At 69.9% G+C, this 20,246-nt stretch carries 18 protein-coding genes; 11 read left to right on the top strand and 7 right to left on the bottom strand.

Annotated features, from left to right (window positions below; translation table 11 throughout):
• Position 1 precedes the first annotated feature (1 nt).
• On the bottom strand, positions 2 to 1,297 hold the full coding sequence (locus ACFWCK_RS05795) for an extracellular solute-binding protein (protein WP_378804968.1): 1,296 nt from the start codon (positions 1,295 to 1,297) through the stop codon (positions 2 to 4).
• A 150-nt stretch (positions 1,298 to 1,447) separates the two neighbouring features.
• On the opposite strand from ACFWCK_RS05795, the gene ACFWCK_RS05790 reads away from it, so the two are divergent.
• The 8 genes from ACFWCK_RS05790 to ACFWCK_RS05755 all read left to right on the top strand — a co-directional run bounded on the left by ACFWCK_RS05790 (position 1,448) and on the right by ACFWCK_RS05755 (position 9,896).
• A complete protein-coding gene (locus ACFWCK_RS05790) occupies positions 1,448 to 3,136 on the top strand; it encodes an ABC transporter substrate-binding protein (RefSeq protein ID WP_378804967.1) in 1,689 nt (562 codons plus the stop codon).
• A 13-nt stretch (positions 3,137 to 3,149) separates the two neighbouring features.
• The gene (locus tag ACFWCK_RS05785) at positions 3,150 to 4,139 is read left to right on the top strand and encodes an ABC transporter permease (protein ID WP_378804966.1); all 990 of its coding nucleotides are present in this window, start codon (positions 3,150 to 3,152) and stop codon (positions 4,137 to 4,139) included.
• The gene (locus ACFWCK_RS05780; RefSeq protein WP_378804965.1) at positions 4,136 to 5,092 is read left to right on the top strand and encodes an ABC transporter permease; all 957 of its coding nucleotides are present in this window, start codon (positions 4,136 to 4,138) and stop codon (positions 5,090 to 5,092) included. The genes ACFWCK_RS05785 and ACFWCK_RS05780 overlap by 4 nt, the downstream gene beginning before the upstream one ends.
• Positions 5,089 to 5,955: an ABC transporter ATP-binding protein gene (locus ACFWCK_RS05775; protein ID WP_378804964.1), complete on the top strand. Its 867-nt coding sequence runs from the start codon at positions 5,089 to 5,091 to the stop codon at positions 5,953 to 5,955. The genes ACFWCK_RS05780 and ACFWCK_RS05775 overlap by 4 nt, the downstream gene beginning before the upstream one ends.
• Positions 5,952 to 6,788 (top strand): ABC transporter ATP-binding protein, encoded by an 837-nt coding sequence (locus ACFWCK_RS05770; protein WP_378804963.1) that lies wholly within the window; start codon positions 5,952 to 5,954, stop codon positions 6,786 to 6,788. Before ACFWCK_RS05775 ends, ACFWCK_RS05770 begins: the two co-directional genes overlap by 4 nt.
• Positions 6,778 to 7,857 (top strand): sugar phosphate isomerase/epimerase family protein, encoded by a 1,080-nt coding sequence (locus ACFWCK_RS05765; RefSeq protein WP_378804962.1) that lies wholly within the window; start codon positions 6,778 to 6,780, stop codon positions 7,855 to 7,857. The genes ACFWCK_RS05770 and ACFWCK_RS05765 overlap by 11 nt, the downstream gene beginning before the upstream one ends.
• Positions 7,854 to 9,008, top strand: a complete 1,155-nt coding sequence (locus ACFWCK_RS05760; protein WP_378804961.1) for an ROK family protein — start codon at positions 7,854 to 7,856, stop codon at positions 9,006 to 9,008. Before ACFWCK_RS05765 ends, ACFWCK_RS05760 begins: the two co-directional genes overlap by 4 nt.
• Before the next feature lie 69 nt (positions 9,009 to 9,077).
• Complete coding sequence (locus ACFWCK_RS05755) at positions 9,078 to 9,896, top strand: PIG-L deacetylase family protein (RefSeq protein ID WP_378804960.1); 819 nt, start codon at positions 9,078 to 9,080, stop codon at positions 9,894 to 9,896.
• Between the two features lie 70 nt (positions 9,897 to 9,966).
• Here the strand turns inward: ACFWCK_RS05755 and ACFWCK_RS05750 are convergent, their stop codons facing one another.
• The 3 genes from ACFWCK_RS05750 to ACFWCK_RS05740 form a co-directional block, all read right to left on the bottom strand.
• Entirely contained in the window at positions 9,967 to 10,722 is a 756-nt protein-coding gene (locus ACFWCK_RS05750) for a ribonuclease H (protein WP_378804959.1), read from the bottom strand.
• A 156-nt stretch (positions 10,723 to 10,878) separates the two neighbouring features.
• Positions 10,879 to 11,931, bottom strand: coding sequence for an amidohydrolase family protein (locus ACFWCK_RS05745; RefSeq protein WP_378804958.1), 1,053 nt, complete (start codon positions 11,929 to 11,931; stop codon positions 10,879 to 10,881).
• A 53-nt stretch (positions 11,932 to 11,984) separates the two neighbouring features.
• Entirely contained in the window at positions 11,985 to 13,367 is a 1,383-nt protein-coding gene (locus tag ACFWCK_RS05740; RefSeq protein ID WP_378804957.1) for an APC family permease, read from the bottom strand.
• A 165-nt stretch (positions 13,368 to 13,532) separates the two neighbouring features.
• Here ACFWCK_RS05740 and ACFWCK_RS05735 point away from each other — a divergent pair, with 165 nt between their 5' ends.
• Together ACFWCK_RS05735 and ACFWCK_RS05730 are read left to right on the top strand one after the other, a co-directional pair.
• Complete coding sequence (locus tag ACFWCK_RS05735) at positions 13,533 to 14,225, top strand: GntR family transcriptional regulator (protein WP_378804956.1); 693 nt, start codon at positions 13,533 to 13,535, stop codon at positions 14,223 to 14,225.
• 51 nt (positions 14,226 to 14,276) lie between these two features.
• Positions 14,277 to 14,888: a PadR family transcriptional regulator gene (locus ACFWCK_RS05730; RefSeq protein WP_233311640.1), complete on the top strand. Its 612-nt coding sequence runs from the start codon at positions 14,277 to 14,279 to the stop codon at positions 14,886 to 14,888.
• Positions 14,889 to 14,937: 49 nt separating this feature from the next.
• Here the strand turns inward: ACFWCK_RS05730 and ACFWCK_RS05725 are convergent, their stop codons facing one another.
• A complete protein-coding gene (locus ACFWCK_RS05725) occupies positions 14,938 to 15,114 on the bottom strand; it encodes a hypothetical protein (protein WP_378805043.1) in 177 nt (58 codons plus the stop codon).
• On the opposite strand from ACFWCK_RS05725, the gene ACFWCK_RS05720 reads away from it, so the two are divergent.
• Positions 15,074 to 16,891, top strand: a complete 1,818-nt coding sequence (locus ACFWCK_RS05720; RefSeq protein WP_378805042.1) for an ABC1 kinase family protein — start codon at positions 15,074 to 15,076, stop codon at positions 16,889 to 16,891. The genes ACFWCK_RS05725 and ACFWCK_RS05720 overlap by 41 nt on opposite strands.
• 68 nt (positions 16,892 to 16,959) lie before the next feature.
• Here the strand turns inward: ACFWCK_RS05720 and ACFWCK_RS05715 are convergent, their stop codons facing one another.
• Together ACFWCK_RS05715 and ACFWCK_RS05710 are read right to left on the bottom strand one after the other, a co-directional pair.
• Positions 16,960 to 18,777, bottom strand: a complete 1,818-nt coding sequence (locus ACFWCK_RS05715; protein WP_378804955.1) for a ParB-like protein — start codon at positions 18,775 to 18,777, stop codon at positions 16,960 to 16,962.
• Positions 18,778 to 18,971: 194 nt separating this feature from the next.
• Positions 18,972 to 20,201, bottom strand: a complete 1,230-nt coding sequence (locus ACFWCK_RS05710) for an MFS transporter (RefSeq protein ID WP_378804954.1) — start codon at positions 20,199 to 20,201, stop codon at positions 18,972 to 18,974.
• Positions 20,202 to 20,246 lie beyond the last annotated feature (45 nt).

Here is a 20,246-nt window from a genome sequence, read left to right as displayed (position 1 = left end):
GTCAGGAACCCGTGCTGTTGAGCACGTCGGCGACGTGCTCGTCGTACGCGGCCGCCGCCTTCTTCGGGTCGTCGCCCGCGGCGATCGACGAGAAGAACTGCTCGTTGTAGCGCTCCGTCTCCAGCGTCGCCCAGCCGGGCACGGCGGGCAGGGCTCTGTTGAACTTCGACGCCTCACCGCTCGCTTGCAGGAACGGCACGACGCCGGAGGACGGCATGAACGCCGGAGTGATCGGAAGCTGGTTCTGCTCCGCCACCAGGACCGACTGGATCTTCTTGCCGGTGATGATGCGCAGCCAGTCCTTTGCGGCCTCCGGGTTCTTCGACGCCGCGGAGATCCCGATCGTGGAACCGGAGACGATGACCGGCAGGGGCTTGCCCTTCTCGTAGCCGGGCATCGGCATGAAGCCGAGCTGGTCCTTGAGCGCCGGGTTCTTCTCGACGACGGCCGCCGGCTCCCATCCTCGCGCCGAGATGATCGCGGCGCCGCCATCGGCGAAGACCTGGGCCTGGTCGGGGTTATTGGTGTTCACGCCGACCGACGAGGGGGTGGAGCAGCTGTTCTGGAAGCTCCTCCACGCGGCGAGGCCCTCCTGGGCCCTCGGCGTGCTGAGCGCGCCCTGCCAGGTGTCGCCCTTCTTCACGGCCAGGTCGCCGCCCTTGCCGAAGACGAACGGGGCACCGGAGAACCAGTACTGGCCGGGCATGTAGAAGCCGGAGAAGTTCGGCGTGGATCCGAAGGTCTGCGCCAGTTTGGCGCAGACCTGGGTGAGTTCGTCGAGGTCCTGCGGGGGCTGGGTGATGCCCGCCTTCGCGAACATGTCCTTGTTGTACATCACCACCTTGGTGCCGCCGTACATCGGCACCGCGTACAGCTTGCCGTCGAAGGCGGACGGCTCGGCCAGTCCCGCGAGCCAGGTGCCGGAGTCCTCGAAGCTCGCCTTGTCGGCGGTGAGGTCGAGCAGCCCGCCCGAGTACGTCTGCAGCGGCGTCTGCGTGTTGCCCATCTCGACGATGTCGGGCCCGTTGCCGGAGGCCAGCGCCGTCGTCAACTTCGTGGTGATGTTGTCCCACTGCTGCACCTGCACCGTGACCTTCACGTTCGGGTGCTTCTCGTGGAACATCTCGTTGATGGTGTCGACGACGTTCGTCTCGCCCGGCCCGCCGGCCATGAGCCAGACGGTGAGCGGGGCGTCGCTCGAGGTCGTCGGTGCGCCGGAGCCGCCGGAGCAGCCGGCCGTGATGAGCGCTGTCGCCGCGAGTGCGGCGACGAGTGTCGGGCGTACGGGGAACTTCATGAGGGTCCTCCTCGGATCGGTCCACATCGCTGTGGGTCTCGGTCTCAGCGGATCGTCACTCTGATGTTGACGATTACTGTCTCAGGAGGATACTGTCTCCAACGTTACCTGTTCTACCCCCAGTTCCGATCCCGCCCGAAGGAGTGCGGTATGAGCACCGTCAGCACCAGCAAGAGCTTCACCCTCACCCGCCGCGGATTCCTGAGCGGCGCCGTCGCCCTCGGCGGCATGGCGATCCTCGCGTCCTGCGCCCCTGGCGGCGCATCCGGCGGCGGATCCCGCTTCCTCACCCTTGTGGCAGAGCCCCCCAGCGGCATGACGCGCACGTTCAACCCGTTCTCGGCCACCGCCCGCTGGGTCTCGCGCAACGCCATGTACGAACCCCTCATGATCACGAACGCCGTGACGGGCAAGACGGATCCGTGGCTCGCCACCGAGTACGCCTGGAATGCCGCCGGCACCGAGCTCACCTTTGCCCTGCGCAAGGATGTGATGTGGTCGGACAAGAAGCCGTTCACGGCCGACGACGTCGCCGCGACCTTCGACCTGATCCAGAAGAACGAGGGGCTTTTCGGCACCGCCGGCCAGGTGCGCGACGAGATCGTCTCGGTGACGGCGAAGGATCCGCAGACCGTCGTCATCGCCTTCAACCGTCCCAGTGCGACCGCGCTGGAGGCCGTCGTCTCGCAGTTCATCGTGCCCGCGCACGTCTGGTCGTCGATCGCGGATCCGACTACTTACGACAACCCCGACCCAGTCGCGACGGGACCGTTCACGACCGTGGAGAGCTTCTCCAGCCAGGTGTACCGCGTCACCCGCAACCCGCACTACTGGCAGAAGGTGCAGGTCGATGGCCTGCAGCTGCGGTCCTATTCGGGCAATGACCAGATCAGCGCCGAGGTGCTCGCCGGCAAGATCGACTGGGGTGGGATTATGCCGGATCCGGACAAGACCTTCGTCGCCCGCGACAAGAAGAACAACCACTACTGGTGGCCGCGCACGCGCACCGTCAACCTGCAGCTGAACACCACACTGCCGGCATTCGGCGACGTCAAGGTGCGCAAGGCCCTGAGCCTCGCGATCGACCGCAAGCGCATCGTCGACGTCGGGTACTGGGGCAAGGCTGCTCCCGCCAACGCGATCTCGCTCCCTGTGGACCACTTCAAGAGCTGGGTCGACACGAGCCTCGTCGACGCGGGCAAGGGATCCGTCGCCCTCGACCCGACGAGCGCGGCAGCGGCGCTCGACGCGGCCGGCTACGCGAAGGGCGCCGACGGCATCCGAGTCGCCCCCGATGGCTCGCGGATGAGTTTCACGATGATCATCCCCACGGGCTGGACGGACTGGATCACGACGGGTCAGAGCGTGGCGGACGACCTGAAGAAGGTCGGCGTCGAGATGAAGCTCTCCACGCTGGCGTACGACTCATGGGCGGCCCAGGTCTACGGGGGCGAGTTCCAGTGCACGCTGCTGGGCATGATGGAGAGCTCGACGCCGTACCGGTTCTACTTCGAGACCATGTCGGCGAACACCGTGCAGCCCGTCGGCACGACGTCGACCATCAACGCGCATCGCTTCGCGGATCCCGAGGCGACGGCACTGCTCGAGCAGTTCACCGGCCTCGTCGACGAGGCCCAGCAGGTCGATGTGATGCACCGGATCGAGCAGCGGTTCGCCGAAGTGTTCCCCGTCGTCCCGCTGTTCGAAGCCCCCGATTACGGTCTGTTCAGCACGCGCCGGTACACCGGATTCCCGGATGAGAGCAACCCGTACGCCCCGCTCTCGCTCAGCCTGGACTACACCGGCTACCTCGTGTTCCCGCATCTGACCAAGGCCTGACTTCGTCGAGACCATGAGATTCGCGTTCCTCGCCCGCAGGCTCGGGCTCTACCTCATCGCCGCCTTCGCGGCCGTGACGATCAACTTCCTGATCCCACGGCTCGCTCCGGGTGACCCGGCGACAGCCGCGCTCGCGCGGTTCGGCGGGCAGGTCGATCCGTCGATGCTGCAGTCGCTGCGCACCGCGTACGGGATCAGCGATTCTCCGCTGATCGCGCAGTACGTGCAGTACCTCGGCGATCTGCTGCACGGCGACTTCGGTCTTTCGTTCTCGCGGTTCCCGAGCGCGGTCACAGAGGTGATCTCAGGGACGCTGGGCTGGTCGTTGCTGCTGGGCGGCCTCGCGCTGGTGCTGAGCTACTTCATCGGATCCGGTCTCGGGATCCTCGCCGCGTGGTTCCGCGGCAGCTGGTTCGATCGGATCGTGCCGGCGGCGCTGCTGTTCGTCGGATCCTTCCCTTACTTCTTCCTCGCGCTGCTGCTCGTGTACCTGCTCGGCGTGCAGCTCGGAGTCCTGCCGATCGGGCAGGCCTATGAGAACGCGGATCCGGGCTTCACGCCGGAGTTCCTCGGGGACGTCGCCGTACACCTGCTGCTGCCGGTGCTGACGATCGTGATCGTGTCCCTGGGCACGTGGACGCTGAACATGCGCAATGCCATGATCGGCGTGCTGGGGGAGGACTACCTCGCGCTCGCCGAGGCGAAGGGCCTGACCCCGTTGCGGATCGCGACGCGGCACGCGGCCCGCAACGCGCTACTGCCGTCGGTGACGCTGCTCGGCGGCATGATCGGCGCCGTCGTCGGCGGCCAGATCATGACGGAGATCGTGTTCTCCTACCCCGGAGTCGGTCTCACGCTCATGCAGGCCGTGACGGCGCACGACTATCCGCTGATCCAGGCGCTGTTCCTGGTGATCACCCTGACGGTGCTCGCGGCGAACCTCGTCGTCGACCTCGTCTACGCCGTGCTCGATCCCCGCGTGCTGCAGAGGAGCGGCTCATGACTTCGACAGAGCTCATCGTCAGCCCGCGACGGAGTCGGCGCCGGGGTCTGCGCGCGCTGCCGCCGACCGCGATCGTCGGGGCGGTCGTGCTCGCGATCCTCGCGCTCGCGGCGATCGTCGGGCCGTGGCTGCTGCCGTTCTCAGCTACGGACTCGGGATTCGATCCCAACCTCCCGCCGGGCGCCCCGCACCTGCTCGGAACGAGCGGGCGAGGCCAGGACACGCTCGCGCAGTTGCTGCAGGGCGGACGTGCGTCCCTCGGCATCGGCCTGCTCGTCGCCGCGCTGACCACGATCGTCGGGCTCATCGTCGGCCTGGTCAGCGCCTATTTCGGCGGGGTGGTCGATGCGACGCTCTCCGTGGTCACCAACGTATTCCTGGTGCTCCCCGGGTTGCCGCTCATGGTGGTGCTGGCCGCGTTCCTACCCCCGGGCCCGTTCACGATCGTGGGTGTGCTCAGCCTCACCGGCTGGGCTTTCGGGGCTCGTCTGTTCCGGTCCCAGTCGCTGAGCCTGCGCACCAGGGACTTCGTGGCCGCCGCCGAGTGCGCCGGCGTCGGACGGATCCGGATCATGCTCACCGCACTGCTGCCGAACCTGTCGTCGGTGCTCGCCGCCTTCTTCGTCAACCAGGTGGTGTTCGCGATCACGGCGGAGGCGTCGCTGGAGTTCCTCGGCCTCGGGGATCCGGAGATGGTGTCGTGGGGCACCATGCTCTTCTGGGCGCAGAACAACTCCTCGCTCCTGCTCGGATACTGGTGGCAGTTCGTCGCTCCGGGTCTCACGATCGCCATCACCGCGTCGTCGCTCGTGCTGATCAACTTCGCGATGGATCGTGCGAGCAACCCCCGTCTGCAGGCGCAGGAGCTGCTGCACCGTTTCGTGGGCACGGGGCTGCGCAGTGCCTCCCTGATCACACCGGTGTTCCGCACCAGTGAGAGGAATCCGCGATGAACGCCGTGACGACGCCCGTCGACCGCGCCCGGACCGAGACGGCCGCGCTGCGGATCAGAGACCTGGAGATCGGCTACGTCACCCGCGACGGCCTCTCGTCCGCGGTCCGCGGGGTGAGCCTCGACGTCGCCCGGGGCGAGTTCGTCGGGCTGGTGGGGGAGTCGGGCTGCGGCAAGTCGACGATCGCACAGGCGATCCTGCGGGTGCTGCGCGCGCCCGGAGTCATCACCGGCGGATCCATCGAGCTGTCGGGCGTGGACGTGCTGGCCGCGGATCATCGGCAGCTGCGGCGTCTGCGCTGGGCGCGGGCGGCGATCGTCATGCAGAACTCGCTCGCCGCACTCAACCCGGTGCAGCGCGTGGGTGCGCAGATCGGCGAGGCGATGACCGCGCACGGCGGGTCGTCCCGCACGGTCGGCGAGCTGCTCGACATGGTCGGCATCGACCCCGCGCGCGCCCGCTCCTATCCGCATGAGTTCTCCGGCGGGATGCGGCAGCGTGCGGCGATCGCGATGTCGCTCGCGCTCGAACCGGATCTGCTCATCATGGACGAGCCGACCACCGCGCTCGACGTCATCGTGCAGCAGGAGATCCTGCTCACTGTCCGTCGGCTGCAGAAGGAGCAGGGGTTCGGGGTGCTCTTCATCACCCACGACCTGCCCCTGCTGCTGCGGCACGCCGACCGCGCCGTCGTCATGCGCGACGGCATCGTGCTCGAGGAGGCGACGACGAGCGCGCTGCGCGGCACCGGCGGCGCGGATCCCTACACGCGCAAGCTGCTGGCGGCGCTCCCGCGGCCTGCGGCGAAGGGATCCGTCCCCGCGTCTCGGCGCGGGGCGATGGCCGAAGGAGGACGGCGATGACGGTTCAGCGTGAGATCGACGCGCCGATGATCGCGCTGCGCGGCGTCGGCAAGACCTACGGCCGCGGTGCGACGCCCGCCCTCGCCGCGATCGACATCGAGATCGCAGAAGGGACGATCGTCGCCGTGGTCGGCGAGTCCGGCAGCGGCAAGAGCGCGCTCGGCAAGCTGCTGGTCGGACTCGCCTCGCCCACAACCGGCGAGATCGAGGTCGCCGGTCGACCGCCCGAGCTGGTGAGCCGTCGACGCCGTGGCCGGGAGCGCCCGGCGCAGATGGTGTTCCAGGACGTGTACGGATCCCTCAACCCGTCGCAGGCGGTCGGATTCCAACTGACCGAGGTGCACCGAGCCGCGCATCCGCGGATGAGCCGAGCCGAGCACGCGGAGGCGGTGCGCGCCCTCATGGAGCGGGTGGGGCTGCGCCCCGCCGAGGCGTATCTGCGCCGGCGGCCCGACGATCTCAGCGGAGGCCAGCGGCAACGCGTCGGCATAGCCAGGGCACTCGCCACCGATCCGCGGGTCATCGTCGCCGACGAGCCGACCTCGATGCTCGACGTCTCGATCCGCCGGGAGATTCTCGACCTGCTCGCCGGGCTCCGCGACGACGGCGTGACCGTCGTCTACATCACGCACGATCTGCTCAGCGCGGGCTATATCGCCGATCGCGTGATCGTGCTGCATCGCGGCGCGATCGTCGAAGATGGCGCACCGGAACAGGTGCTCGGAGCCCCGCAGCACCCTTACACGCAGGCGCTCGCGTCCGCCTCCCCGGGGCTTCAGCTCGAGCTCCCCGGCGACGCGGACGCGATGGAGGAGGAGAACGATGACGACTGACACGACCACCCGCCCGGATCCGAGGATCAGGGTCGGCATCTGCGGACGCAAGCACCCGCTCGCGGCCGAGCTCGGACCACTCGGTCTGCTGCAGCGCTGCGCCGATGACGGCTACGACGGGGTCTTCTTCCGGACGATCCTCGATGTGGCCCCCGACCTGGATCCGGCCGTGCTCGCCGACGTGCGCGCCCTCGCCGACGATCTCGGCCTGTACCTGGAGATGGGGCTCGGCAAGATCAATCCGTTCAACACCTCCGAGGACCGGACGATCCGCGATCTGGGGGCGGGCGACTACCTGCTCGGGATGACGCGGATGATCGAGGCGGCGACCGCGGTCGGCTGTCGCGAGCTGTGGGGCGACACCGCCAACTATCAGGGGCACTCGTGGGGGCTGTTCGCGATCGACCGGTTCCGCACAGACGTCTCCTGGGACGACCAGCTGCGCCTGACCGCGGCGTTCGCGAAGCGGCTCGTCCCCGTGTTGGAGGCCCACGACGCACATCTCGCGATCGAGACGCACGAGGAGATCACCACCGACGAGATCGTCCGGATGGCGGAGGACGTGGGCGAGCGCTTCGGAGTGACTCTCGACCTCGCGAACGTCGTGGTGCGGGGAGAGGACCCCGTGGCTGCAGCACGGCGCGTCGCGCCCTTCGTTCGGCAGACCCACATGCGGGACTTCGCACTGTTCCGAACTCCCCAGGGGTTGCGACGGCAGATCCGCGCAGTCGGCGACGGCGTCGTGGACTGGTCCGCCGTGCTGGGCGCCCTCGCCGATGCGGGCAGCACGGCGACCTGGACGATCGAGAACTCCTGGCACGACCACAACGACATCCCCCTTTCACTGCCGGAATGGCGCGCGGCGCACCCCGACCTCAGGGAGTCGGAGATCGAAGCACTCGGCCGGCTCGCCGACGAGTTCACCGAACTCGTCGCGCGCGGGGAGCGCCCCGACGACGCCCAATACCACGCGCAGGCGGATCCAATGACCGGACAGCTCGGCTTCCTCGCCACGAGCGCTGCCCGGCTTCGGAGCATCGGAGCCGCGATCTGGCAGGATCACTCATGATGAAGTCGGGGACACCGCGGGATCTCCGCACCCTCAACGAGGGCGCGGTGCTCGCGGCGCTGTTCGAGCACGGCCCGCTCACCCGACCGGAGATCGAGCAGATCACCGGCCTGTCGAAGCCGGCGGCGGCGCGACTGCTGCTGCGCGTCGAGGAGGCGGGCGTCATCGTACGCGACGGGGAACGGGCGAGCCGCTCCGGTCCGCCCGCGCAGATCTGGCGTGTGAACCCCCGGGCCGCGCTCGTGGCAGGGATCACGGTCACGGCGGAACGCCTCGTCGTCGAGGTGTGCGACCTCGATGGGCGCCTCATCGGGGACGCATCGGCGCAGAATCCTGTGCGGTCCTCCGACGAGATCGCGCCCGCGCTGCGCGCCCTCATCGAGTCCGCCCTCGAGGGAGCCGACGCGGACATCGCCCAGCTGCGAGATGTCACCATCGGCCTGCCCGGCGTGATCGACCCGCTCGGGGGCGTGCTCGTGCACAGCGTGCGGCTGCCTGCGTGGGTCGACATCGACGTGATCGGCGCGCTCGGCGCGGCGCTTCCCGGGGTCGCGGTCTACACGGCGAACGACGTCGGCCTCGTGCTCATCGCCGAGGCGGAGCACGGAGCGGCGCGAGACGTGGCCTCGGTGGCGCTGATCTGGGTCGGATCCGGCATCAAGGCGGGGTATCTCCGCGACGGCGAGCTCATGGTCGGTCCGCACGGGCTCGCGGGCGAGATCGGGCGCGTGATCGTGCCCTCGTTCGGCGCGGCGCCGGATGCCTCGGCGGAGCGCGGCCGTGCCGTCCCCGGGGGAGGCGTGCTGCTCGAGCAGTTGCTCCGGCCGCAGGCGCTCGCGGCGCTCGGCGACGACGTCGACGCCATCGCCGACCGTTTCGTCGTCGTGGTGTCATCGGTGACGGCGCTGCTGGATCCGGAACTCGTCGTGATCGCCGGCTCCCTCTCCGACCGGCACGGGCCGACCCTCGCACAGGCCGTGCAGGACCGGCTCGGGTTCCTGCCCCATGAACGGCCGGACATCCGCTGCGGAGCGCTCGGCGCTCGCGCCCAGATCCGTGGCGCCGTCTGCCTCTCGCGACGCAGCGCCCGGGCCCGGTTGGTCGACGCCGGCAGCAACGCCGACGTGGTCCTGCCGGTCTCGGCACGCTGAGCCGCACTCGGCACACTCCGCACGCCCGCCAGCGCCGGCGCTGTCCGGCATGTCATCGAAAGGCACCCCATGAACAAGCATCTGAAGATCCTGGTCGTCGTCGCTCATCCTGACGAGGCCGAGGAGTACGCCTCGGGCACGCTCTCGCTGCTCGCCGATCGCGGCCACCACATCAAAGTCCTCTGCACGACGAACGGTGATGCGGGCCACATGGAACTCGGACCGGAGGAGCTCGTACGGCGGCGGCTGAGCGAGGGGTATGCCGCCGCCGAGGTGATCGGTCTCGCCGATTACGAGGTGTGGGACGAGCACGATGGCGACATGGTCGACTCGCAGGAGTTGCGTCAGCGCATGCTCCGAGCGATCCGCCAGTGGCGCGCCGATGTGATCATCACGTTCACCGACGAGGGCGCCGGGCACAACGACAACCGGCTCGCGGGGCGGCTCGTCCGCCATGTCACGGGTCTCACGACATTGCCCAACCCGTGCCGCGAGGTCCCGCCGCTCGCTGAGCAGCCGGTCGTTCTGCAGATGATCGACTACGGGTCGATCGATCGTCATCGTGCCGACGTCGCGGTCAACACCACGCCGGTGATCGACCGGAAGCTGCGCGCCTGTGCAGCGCACGCCACGCAGTTCCTCGAGTTCGCGCCGGCACAGCGGGGGTTGGTCGACCTCGTGCCCGACCCGGACGACATCCCCGCGACCGACGCGTTCATCGTCGAGAACTGGCGCGAGTACATCGAGGCGCAGGACGCGGCCCGAGCCGCGCTGCGTCGCGTCTACGGGGCGGACGCCGACGCCATCCGCTACGCGGAGACGTTCGATCTCGCCCCCTACGGCCGCACGGTCACCGTCGAGGACGTCGACGCGCTGCTGCACGGATGAGACCAGGGTCCCGGCCTCTGTGAGGGAAGGCCGGGGCCCTTCGCGCCGGGCCGGCGTCGATGCCGCGCTCTCAGATCAACCGGCGCAGCGCCTCTTCGAGCGACACACCCTGCGCGTCGGCGCGGTCGCGGAGGCGGGCGTGATCCTCGGCGCTGAGCGTGATGCGCAGGTCGATCGGGGTCGTGTCGGCGGGGAGGTCGAGGCCGTCGAGCAGGTCGGAGGCTTCGGCCCAGAGGGCGGGCGCGGGCGCGGCGGAGGGGGCGACGACGGGAAGCGCGAACGCTGCAGAGGAGGTTCCGGAAGGTGCCGCCGCAGCGGGCTCGTCGAGCACCGCCGGAGCATTGCTCATCGTCGACGCGCCCGCGGTGAAGCCCGGTCCGCGGTCGGGCTCCTGCTTGCGCTGGTACGCGGTCGCCGCGCCGTTCGCGCGCTGGTCTGCGGCCTCGTTCAGCGGGTGCCCGGCGTGTCCCTTGACCCAGGTGAACGAGACGTCGCGCCCGCGCAGCTCCTCGTCGATGCCCTCGAGCAGGTCGCGGTTGAGCACCGGCCCGCCGTCGGACTTGCGCCAGCCCTTGCGCTTCCAGCCCGGCATCCACTTCGTGACGGAGTCGATCACGTACCGGCTGTCGCACTCGATCACGAGCTTCTCGCCCGCGGCGCTCGAGGTCGCGCGCAGCAGCTCCAGCACGGCCCGCAGTTCGCCCTGGTTGTTCGTGCCGTGAGGGGATCCGCCGGCGGCCCAGTTGTCGTCGTCGATGTACCAGGCCCAGCCGTTGGGTCCGGGGTTTCCCAGGGCGGATCCGTCTGCCGCGGCGGTGATCGTCATCCCTCAACCGTAGGGCGTGGAGCGGTGCGGTCCGGGCGTGGCGGTGGTCGCCGGATCAGACATTCGCGTCGGATCAGGCGGATCCTGTCGGTACGCGCCCGAGGTCGCGTGATCGCCCGACGTGGTGCGAGACACTCCCTTGCGGGCGGGGTGCCGTCAGCCGGGCGTGACGTCGCGGCCGGCGACGAGGACCCGGTGCGGGGCGGGCCTGTCCACGACGAGCTGCGCGATGTTCGCGGCAGCGAACTCGAGTCGCGTGCCGCCTTCGGGATCCCATTCGGCGATCTCGGGGATCCCGAGCAGTTCCCCGCCGTGCACGGTGGCGATGCGGAAGACCCGCTCGAGCTCGGCGTCGGTGCGCGCGGCCGTGCGGTAACCCAGCAGGTGCGCGCGGTCGAGCATGCTGCCGGTGCCGAACGGGCTCCATGCGTCGCGGACGCCGTCCGACCCCGCGACAACCCGCACGCCGTGGTTCTCGAGGCGGTCCAGGTCGGGCACGGGGTCGTCACCGAGCGCGCACGTCGCGATCCAGATTCCGGCCTCCGCCACGCGGTCGAGGGTGTCGCCGAGGCTCGGCAGGGTGGCGTCGCAGAGGGCGAAGGCGTGCCCGATGGTCACGCGCCCCTGCCGTCCTCCCGCGATCGTGCGCCGGGCGATCTCGCGGATCTGGGTGAGGCCGTCCTCGCCGCCGTCGTGCAGGTGGATGTCCAGGTCGCGTCCCGCACGATCCGCGAGGCCGAACACGGCATCGAGGTGGCCGTGCAGGTCGCCCTCGAGTCCGCCGGGATCGATGCCGCCGACCAGGTCTGCGCCCGCACCGAGCGCGGCCTTCATCGCGTCGAGCGTGCCGGGGTTCGTGAGAAGGCCGAACTGCGGGAACGCGACGATCTGCACGGTCATCCCCGGCAGCTGCTCGGCGGCGGCGCGCACGCCTTCGACGTTCGCGGTGCCGAGTTCGGACGAGACATCCACGTGCGCGCGCACCGCGAGCGTGCCGTTCGCGAACGCGTGTGCGAGCAGCGCGTGCGCCCGGTCCTCCACGCTCGTCGCGTATCCGGCCTGGGTCGCGCGATCTCCGGCGATCAGTTCGGGGAGCGTCGTCGCCGGACGTCGGGGCGCCCACGGCTGTCCCCATGAGGTCTTGTCGGGATGGATGTGCGCATCGACGAGCCCGGGGGTGCGCAGCAGGTGTGCCGGGGCTGCGGTCACTACGTCTCGCTCCTGTCGCTCAGCGCGTCGCATGCAGGGGTCCTTTCGCGGGGTCAGTCCTTGTACTGGAGCGTCGGCATGGCCTCGGTGTTCGCGTCGTCGAGCTGCAGGGCGAGCGGACCGCCATGTCGCTTCCGCCGCACGAGGTAGATCACGATGCCGACGGCCAGCCAGGCGCAGCCGAGCGCGTAGGTGAACGGTGCGAGCGATGTCCACAGCCAGGCGATCGAGATGAAGCCGACGATCGGCAAGAGAAGGTGGCGCACGAGGCCCCATCCGCGGCGGAGCCTCATGTCGAAGAACAGCACCTTGATCGTGGACAGGTTCACCATCGCGAACGCGATCAGCGCGCCGAAGTTGATCATGTAGACGGCCTGATCGAGCGTGATGAAGAGGGCGACGAGGGCCACCACCGAGACCACCAGCGCGGCGACGTACGGGGTGCGGAAGCGGCGGTGCAGCCGGGCGAGCACCGGAGGCAGGATCCCGTCGCGGCCCATCGCGAACAGCACGCGGCTGACGCTCATCTGCGCAGCCGTGCCGCAGAGCACGATTCCCGCGGTGTTCACGATCACGAAGGTCACCATGAGGACGTCCCCGCCCGCATGCTGCATGAGCTCGGTGCCGGCGGCGTCGAGGTTCTGCAGCTTCGTCCAGTCCGGCGCGATGAGGCTTCCGGCGATCGCGAACGCGAGGTAGCCGAGGCCCGCGAAGAGGGTCGCGAGCACGATACCCTTCGGCACCTTGCGGCGCGGATCCTTCGTCTCCTCGGCGAGGGTGGAGACGCCGTCGAAGCCCAGGAAAGCGAAGGCGACGATCGCGGCTGCCGCGAGGATCGGAAGAATCCCGCCGTCTCCGATCGAAAGCGGCCGGGCGATCGCCTCCAGGTTCAGCTTCGGTGCGTTCATCACGGCGAGCACGAGGAAGGCGAGGATGACCAGCACCGAGGCGGCGATCACGACCGAGTTCATCCGCTTGATCCAGTTGACGCCGATGATGCTGAAGACCGCGACGACGAGGATGCACAGCAGCGTGCCGACCCACGACGGCACGGAGGTGAACAGGCTGTTGAAGTAGAGGCCGAACAGCAGGAAGTTCACCATCGGCAGGAACAGGTAGTCCAGCAGCATGACCCAACCGGTGAGGAACCCGGTGGCGGGGCCGAAGCCGCGCGTGACGTAGGCGTACGCGCCGCCGGTGATCGGCACGTGCGCGGCCATGCGTCCGTAGCTGTGGGCGGTGAACAGCATGATCACGATCGCGGCGACGTAGGCGGCGGGGAGGTGTCCATCGCTGATCTTCGTGGCGGGGCCGTAGACCGACACCACCGACAGCACGCCCATGGACGTGAGGCCGTAGGCGATCAGCGCGGGCAGGCCGAGCTCGCGCTTCAAGGTGCGCGGGCGATCCTGTTCTGAGGTCGAGGTGGTGGTCATGCGCAGACTCCTTTGTGCTGAAGGCCGACCGGAGGGCGAGTGAGGACTCGAGGCAAGATTGTATACCAAAATAATCGAGATTGTCATACAAGATCGAAGATCTGGTGATGTATCGCCGTCTTGGGCATAGAATTTGTCATGCAAACCACGGCGAGAGCGAGGGGTATGGGGAACGTATCGACATCGATCGCGGGGGATCCCGACGGGTCGCTTCCCGGCGCTTCGCAAGGGGTGCGGGTCTATGAGTGGATCCGTGACCGCATCATCGACGGGCGGCTGGCCACGGGGAGTCGAGTGCGCGAACGCGAGGTCGCCGAGCGGCTCAAGGTTTCTCGGGTGCCGATCCGCGAGGCGTTTCCCCGCCTGGAGGCCGAGGGGTACATTCGCACCGTGCCGCACCGCGGTGCGATCGTGGCTCCGTTGGAGCTCGACGATGTGATCGAACTCTTCGACGTGCGTGCCTCCCTGGAGACGCTCGCGGCACGGCTTGCCGCGGCGCGCTGCGCAGCGGGCGTCTCCGGAGAGCGCCTGTCTGAGGCGCTCTCGACGGCGGCGCGGGCTTTGAGTGCGGAGGATGGCGCGGGGCTGGCGGATGCCACGTCCGACTTCCATGACGTCCTCGTGGAACTCGCCGGCAGCCGCCTGCTGCAGGATCTGATGCTGCCGGTGCGTGGCCGGGTGAAGCGACTGTTCCACCTCACCAACACGCAGGACGATCAGGATCTGCACCACGAGCATGCCGAGCTGTGCGATGCGGTGCGGAAGGGGCAGGTTGAGCGCGCCGCGGCGCTCGCACTCGCGCACGTTGAGCGCAGCCGCGTGGAGACGATGCAGATCCTCTTCCCTTCCGATACATAACGACATATCGTTGACTATCGCTCGAAACGGGTGCCACTCGAGGAGGTCGTCATGGACAACAGCTATGCATCGCGCGGTTTCGGTGGACCGGGGTTCGGTCCGGGCGGGGGCCGCGGTTTCGGCGGGCGCCCGGGGATGAACCCGACCGCCGGACTCTGGGAGGCGATGGAGCACCTGCGCTCCGCGTTCGAGCAGCGTCCCACCACCACTCCGCGGATGGCTCGTGGCGATGTGCGCACCGCGGTGCTTGCGCTTCTCGCCGAGCAGCCCATGCACGGGTATCAGATCATCCAGGAGATCGAGGAGCGCAGCGGCGGGTCGTGGAAGCCGAGCGCCGGATCCGTCTACCCGACCCTGCAGCTGCTCGCGGACGAGGGCCTCATCGAGGCCGCAGAGCAGGGTGGCCGCAAGACCTACTCGCTCACCGAGGCCGGCCGCGCCGTCGCCGACGAGGCCGGGGCGCCGCCGTGGGAGGGCGCTCGTGGCGGCGCACCGTTCGGTGGGCCGTTCGGCGGACAGTTCGGTGCGTTGCCCAAGGCGGGGGTCGACCTCGCCGGCGCCGCGGCGCAGGTCGCGCGCACGGGCACTCCGGAGCAGGTGCAGCAGGCGATCGAGGTGCTCGACGACGCTCGCCGCAAGCTGTACGCGATCCTCGCCGACTGATGGCGGCAGGGGAGAACAACGACGACTGGTTCCTGAGCCAGCCCCCGGATCAGGCGCCGGCGGTGACTTCCGCGCGCGCGGAAGCCACTGATCCGGCGACGGCATCGAGCGCGCCGGCCGCACCGGCGCAGGCCGCACCGGCGCCGGCCTCAGCGATGCCGGCTCCAGCCGGATCTGCCACGTCGATGCCGGCGGCGGCGCCCTCGCCCGCGGCATCCGCACCCACGACGTCGGCCTCCCGCCCGGGCGGCGAACCGGGACCGCCCCTGCGCGCCAGATACCGGCGGATCCTGGGATTCGCGGCGCGCGTGCTCGTGCAGACGTGGTGGTTCGAGCTGGCTTTGCCGCGGATCGGCTTCACCCGCGTCGCCGACAACAGCCGCGAGCGCCGGATGCGCACGCTCGCGCAGCGGTTCCATGTGCTCGCGGTCGAACTCGGCGGGCTGATGATCAAGGTCGGCCAGTTCATGTCGTCGCGCCTGGACGTGCTGCCCCCCGAGATCACGACCGAGCTCGCCGGCCTGCAGGACGAGGTGCCGCCGGTGCCCGTGGCGGAGATCCGCGCGCTCGCCGAGGCCGAACTGGGCGTGCCCCTCGAGCGCGCCTTCGCGTGGTTCGATGAGGCGCCGCTCGCCGCCGCGTCCCTGGGGCAGGCGCATCGCGCGCGGCTGTCCGAGCTCGACGCCGCCGACGCGGGGTTCGCCGAGGTCGTGGTCAAGGTGCAGCGCCCCGGGATCGACCAGGTGGTCGCCACGGACCTCGCCGCGCTCCGCCGGGTGGCGGGCTGGCTGCGCCGCATCAGGTTCATCGCCGACCGCGTCGATGCCCCCGCCCTCGTCGAGGAGTTCGCGCAGACCAGCCTCGAGGAGATCGACTACCTGCACGAGGCCGCAGCCTCCGAGCGGTTCGCCGAGAACTTCGCCCATGATCCGAGGGTCGATGCGCCCCTCGTGGCCTGGGAGCGCACCACGCGTCGCGTGCTCACGCTCTCGGACGTCACCGCGATCAAGATCAACGACATCGACGCTCTGCGCGCGGCCGGCATCGACCCCGCCGACGTCGCCCGCGTGTTCGCCGAGGTCATGTTCGACCAGCTCTTCACGCACGGGTTCGTGCACGCGGATCCGCATCCGGGGAACATCTTCGTCACCCCGCACCGGGCCGGTGGGGTGGGGATGCCCGGCGCTTCGACGGGCTCAGCGACCGGGATGGGCGGCTTCCCGACGGGCGGTGAGTCCCACCCGGCCTGGCGTCTCACGTTCATCGACTTCGGGATGATGGCGGAGGTGCCCGAGGGGATCCGGCACGGCCTGCGCACGCTGTTCATCGCCGCTGCCTCGCGCGACGGGAAGGGCATGGTCGCCGCCGCACAGGAGATCGGCGTGCTCATGCCCTCCGCCGAGAACCGCGAGCTGGAGCGCGCGCTCACCGCCGTGTTCGCCCGCTTCGGCGGCATGGGCTTCGCCGAGCTGCGCGATGTGGATCCGCGGGAGTTCCAGGGCTTCGCCGTCGAGTTCGGCGACACGATGCGCTCGCTGCCGGTGCAGCTTCCGGAGGGGCTGCTCCTGCTCATCCGCGCCGTCTCGCTCACCTCGGGCATGTGCAGCGGGCTGGATCCGCAGTTCAACATCTGGGAATCGATCGAGCCCTACGCCACCCGCCTGCTGGCGGATGAGAGCGGGAACCTCGTGCGCGACTTCGCGCAGCAGGCCGGCGCGAACGCTGCGACCCTCTGGCGGCTGCCGAAGCGCATCGACGAGATCATCACCCGGGTCGACGAGGGATCCGTCACGTTCGACACGTCGCGCATCGAACGCCGGCTCGACCGCATCGACGGCCTCATCCGCCGGGGCGTCTCGGGCCTGCTGTTCGCGGCGCTGCTCATCGGCGGGGCGGTCGTGCTCGCCGTGAACCCGGTGCTGGGAACCGTGTTGATGAGCGTCTCGGTGCTGCCGTTGCTGCACACGCTGTTCGCTGGGCTGTTCCGCCGCGGACCGCGGTAGGGCGCACCGCCGCACGACGAGGGGCGCACGACCGGATCGCCGGTCATGCGCCCCTCGTCGTGCGGTGGTCAGTCCTGATGGAGCCCGGCGCGTCGCCGCACGAGCAGCAGCACGCCGACGGCGATGACGACGGCGCCCGCGATGCCGAGGGCGATGGGCGCGTCGGATCCGGTGGTCGCGAGCGCTCCCGAGGCTCCGGATCCGGAACCGGCCGAGCCCGAACCGGATCCGCTGTCGCCATTGCCGGATCCGCTGTCGCCGCCGGCTGCGACCGTGAACGAGGCCGAGGCGACCGTGGTGCCGTTGAACGACACGGTCACCGTGTGCGTCCCGGCGGGCAGGGATGCGGGCAGTGCGGCCTGCAGCGCGAACGTGCCGGCAGCGTCCGTGGATCCGGTTCCGAGCGAGACCGGGTCGGAGTGCACCTCGACCGCAAAGCCCTCCACATCCGCGGCGAGGCCGTTCGCGGTGACGGTCACGGATCCGCCCGGGCGGAGGTCGCCGGCGATCGCGACCGAGCCCTGCATCGCGGCGGGGTCGGCGACTGTCACGGACGTCGCGGCGGAGGCGGTCGATCCGATGGCGTTGTGCGCGGTGACCGTCAGCGCGTACGAGCCCGGCGCGACGCCGTCGAACGTGAACGACGTGCTGCGCGCATCGACCTCGGCGGACAGGGCGGCGCCGAGCGCGACGGTGTAGCCGGTGATCGGGGATCCGCCGTCGGCCGGGGCGGCCCAGGAGGCCGCGACGTGGGAGCCCGCGGTCGAAGCGCCCGAGACGAGCGCGGTGGGCGCGGCCGGTGCCGCGGGCACCGTCGGCGCCGGGGTCACGTGGCGCAGGCGGTACTCGGTCATGTACGCGAGCTTTCCGGGCTTGGCGTCGGAGTACGGCTTGGCGAGCTTGGCCCACTCCCCCTTGGACTCGGCCTTGCCGTCGTTCCAGGCGCCGAGCACGCTGAGGTCACCGGCGGTGTAGCCGGACTGCGGATCGACGACGGTGCCGGCGCCGAGCGCGACCTGCGCCTGGGTGAGCTGCTTCACGAGCGCCAGGGATCCGGCCCAGTCGTCCTGGTTCCAGGCCGCCACCGGGATGTCGGCGCGGGTGCGCAGCCAGGTGCCCCAGTAGAACTCCTGGAACGGCACGGCGCCGTCGGCGGAGTAGCCGATGTCGCGCGCGAAGTAGAGGATGCTGCGGAAGCGGTCGTCCTCGAAGTTCGACAGGCCGACGTTCGACGGCAGCTGGGCGGGCGTGATCGCGTCGCCGTTCACGTCGCGCAGCCAGGTCCACTTGTTCGCCTGCATCGCCGCCCAGAAGTCGGCGTCCGAGAGACCGGACAGGTTGCCGAGCACCCGCAGCCGCACGTGCACGTCGGGGCCGCTGTTCTCCTGGAACGAGGTGAGGGTGTGGTGCCCGTCGGTGAGGTACAGCACGCCCTGCGGGCCGATCACCACGGTCTTCATCGGGGCGATCGTGTCGGCCGTCTCACTGCCGACCGGAACCGTGCAGGTGAAGGTGGACGGATCCGTCAGGGTCGCGTCCGGCTGGGCGCTCGCGGCGTCCTGCTGGCCGTTCGCCTCGCACCAGTCGGCGAACTTCTTGTTGATCGCGTCCTTCGAGAGGTCGGCGTCGTAGCGGCCGAGCTTGTAGTACACCTCGTCGTAGCCGAGTGAGGGCTGGGTCGGGTGCACGTCGCCGATGCGGACGTCGAGCAGATCGCCCACAGGCGCGCACAGATCACGGACGTCGCCGACGGCGCACGACGCGTCCTTGACGTCGGTCGGCGCGTCCGCGGCGGAGGCAGGGACGGCGGCGAGGACGGATCCGCCGAGGGCGAGGAAGGAGGCGAGCGCGACGGCGAGCGTGCGACGCGAGCGGAGCAGGGGCACGGGGGTCTCCAGGGATGCGTGGTCGATTGCGGATCCGCGATCCGGACGTCAGCCGTCCACGCGCGGGATCCGATTCGACCCTGGCCAGCCCAGGCGGACGCGGGGTTGCGGAGGGATGAACAGTCGGTGACGTCCGTCGCCCGGCAGGCCGCCGCAGCCCTTCCTCGGCGGAGCGTGCGAAGGTCGGTCGCGGCTCAGGCGCGACGGCGGGTGCGCAGCACCAGTGCGATCAGCGACAGCACGATGACGACGACGCCGTATCCGAGGCACACCGTGCCGAGCCCGAGCGGGGCGACCAGCACGCCCGCGATGACCGCGGGCACGCCGAAGGCGAGGTAGGCGAGCAGGTACAGCACGGCGAAGGCGTCGGCGCGCTGGGTCGCGGGGATCCGAGGCGCGAGGGATCCGACGACGCCGAAGAACGCGGTGCCGAACCCCATCCCCGTCACCGCGGCGGCCGCGAGGTAGGCGGCGAGCGAGCCCAGACCGAGCGCCAGCAGCGAGAGCGCGGTGCCGACGGCCAGAGCGGCCGTGCCGAAGATCACGATGGTCCGGGCGGTGCGGCGCCGGATCGCGAACGCCGTGATGGCGCCGACCCCCGCCAGGAGGGCGACGGCGAGCCCCTGCCAGAGGTGCGCGGTGCCGCCGAGCTCGTTGCGGACGATCGTCGCGCCGAGCGAGAGGAACAGTCCTCCCGTGGCCCAGCCCGCGATGACGGCGGGCGCGGCCCGCCAGAACTCGGCACGGATCTCCGCCGGAACCGAGAGTCGGAAGCGCAGCGACGCCCAGGCGCCGGGCAGTCGCGGGGCTGTCTCCGGCGCGAGGAGCACGAGGATCGCGATCACGACGTAGACCGCCGCGAGCGGGGTGAAGACGTCGAGCATCGCATCCGGGGTCGTGTCGAGCGCGAGCGCGGCGATCAGCGCGCCGGCGGCCAGGCCGATCCCGGGGCTCAGCGCGTTCCAGAGCGCGGCCGATCCGGGCCGGGCCGGCGGGGCGAGGTCGAGGACCGTCGCCGAGAGCGATGCGATGAGCAATCCGCTCGCGACGCCCTGCAGGATGCGTGCGAGCACGAGCAGCGTCACGGATCCGGCGTTCCCGAACAGCACCATGCTCGCGGCGAGCAGGACGAGGCCGACGGCGATCACCGGGCGGCGACCGACGTGGTCGGAGAGTGAGCCCGCCGTCAGCAGGGTGAGGAGCAGAGCGACCGCGTACACGGCGAACACCGCCGTGATGACGATGGCGTCGAATCCCAGATGCTGCGCGAGCACCGGGTAGAAGGGCGACGGCGCGCTGGCCCCCGCCATCATCAGGATCTGCGCGACGATCCCGAGCACGAACCCGAAACGCGTGCGTGCGGGGCGCGGCGTCAGGGCCACCGAGTCCGAGACCCGCGGCGTGACGATCGGCTGGGTAGTCATGAGTGCTCCTCATCCGTTCGAGAATTATCGAACGTTGTGCAGACT

Source organism: Microbacterium sp. NPDC060117 (assembly GCF_042729315.1).
GTDB lineage: Bacteria > Actinomycetota > Actinomycetes > Actinomycetales > Microbacteriaceae > Microbacterium.
This window is presented reverse-complemented; position numbering and strand designations above follow the sequence as displayed.

Bases quoted from the DNA above. Each gene is read 5' to 3' on its own strand.
- ACFWCK_RS05750 (WP_378804959.1), bottom strand. From the start codon at position 10,722: ATGACGATCACCGCCGCGGCAGACGGATCCGCCCTGGGAAACCCCGGA.
- ACFWCK_RS05760 (WP_378804961.1), top strand. From the start codon at position 7,854: ATGATGAAGTCGGGGACACCGCGGGATCTCCGCACCCTCAACGAGGGC.
- ACFWCK_RS05755 (WP_378804960.1), top strand. From the start codon at position 9,078: ATGAACAAGCATCTGAAGATCCTGGTCGTCGTCGCTCATCCTGACGAG.
- ACFWCK_RS05795 (WP_378804968.1), bottom strand. From the start codon at position 1,297: ATGAAGTTCCCCGTACGCCCGACACTCGTCGCCGCACTCGCGGCGACA.
- ACFWCK_RS05710 (WP_378804954.1), bottom strand. From the start codon at position 20,201: ATGACTACCCAGCCGATCGTCACGCCGCGGGTCTCGGACTCGGTGGCC.
- ACFWCK_RS05720 (WP_378805042.1), top strand. From the start codon at position 15,074: ATGCCGGCGGCGGCGCCCTCGCCCGCGGCATCCGCACCCACGACGTCG.
- ACFWCK_RS05790 (WP_378804967.1), top strand. From the start codon at position 1,448: ATGAGCACCGTCAGCACCAGCAAGAGCTTCACCCTCACCCGCCGCGGA.
- ACFWCK_RS05780 (WP_378804965.1), top strand. From the start codon at position 4,136: ATGACTTCGACAGAGCTCATCGTCAGCCCGCGACGGAGTCGGCGCCGG.
- ACFWCK_RS05765 (WP_378804962.1), top strand. From the start codon at position 6,778: ATGACGACTGACACGACCACCCGCCCGGATCCGAGGATCAGGGTCGGC.
- ACFWCK_RS05785 (WP_378804966.1), top strand. From the start codon at position 3,150: ATGAGATTCGCGTTCCTCGCCCGCAGGCTCGGGCTCTACCTCATCGCC.
- ACFWCK_RS05730 (WP_233311640.1), top strand. From the start codon at position 14,277: ATGGACAACAGCTATGCATCGCGCGGTTTCGGTGGACCGGGGTTCGGT.
- ACFWCK_RS05775 (WP_378804964.1), top strand. From the start codon at position 5,089: ATGAACGCCGTGACGACGCCCGTCGACCGCGCCCGGACCGAGACGGCC.
- ACFWCK_RS05740 (WP_378804957.1), bottom strand. From the start codon at position 13,367: ATGACCACCACCTCGACCTCAGAACAGGATCGCCCGCGCACCTTGAAG.
- ACFWCK_RS05735 (WP_378804956.1), top strand. From the start codon at position 13,533: ATGGGGAACGTATCGACATCGATCGCGGGGGATCCCGACGGGTCGCTT.
- ACFWCK_RS05770 (WP_378804963.1), top strand. From the start codon at position 5,952: ATGACGGTTCAGCGTGAGATCGACGCGCCGATGATCGCGCTGCGCGGC.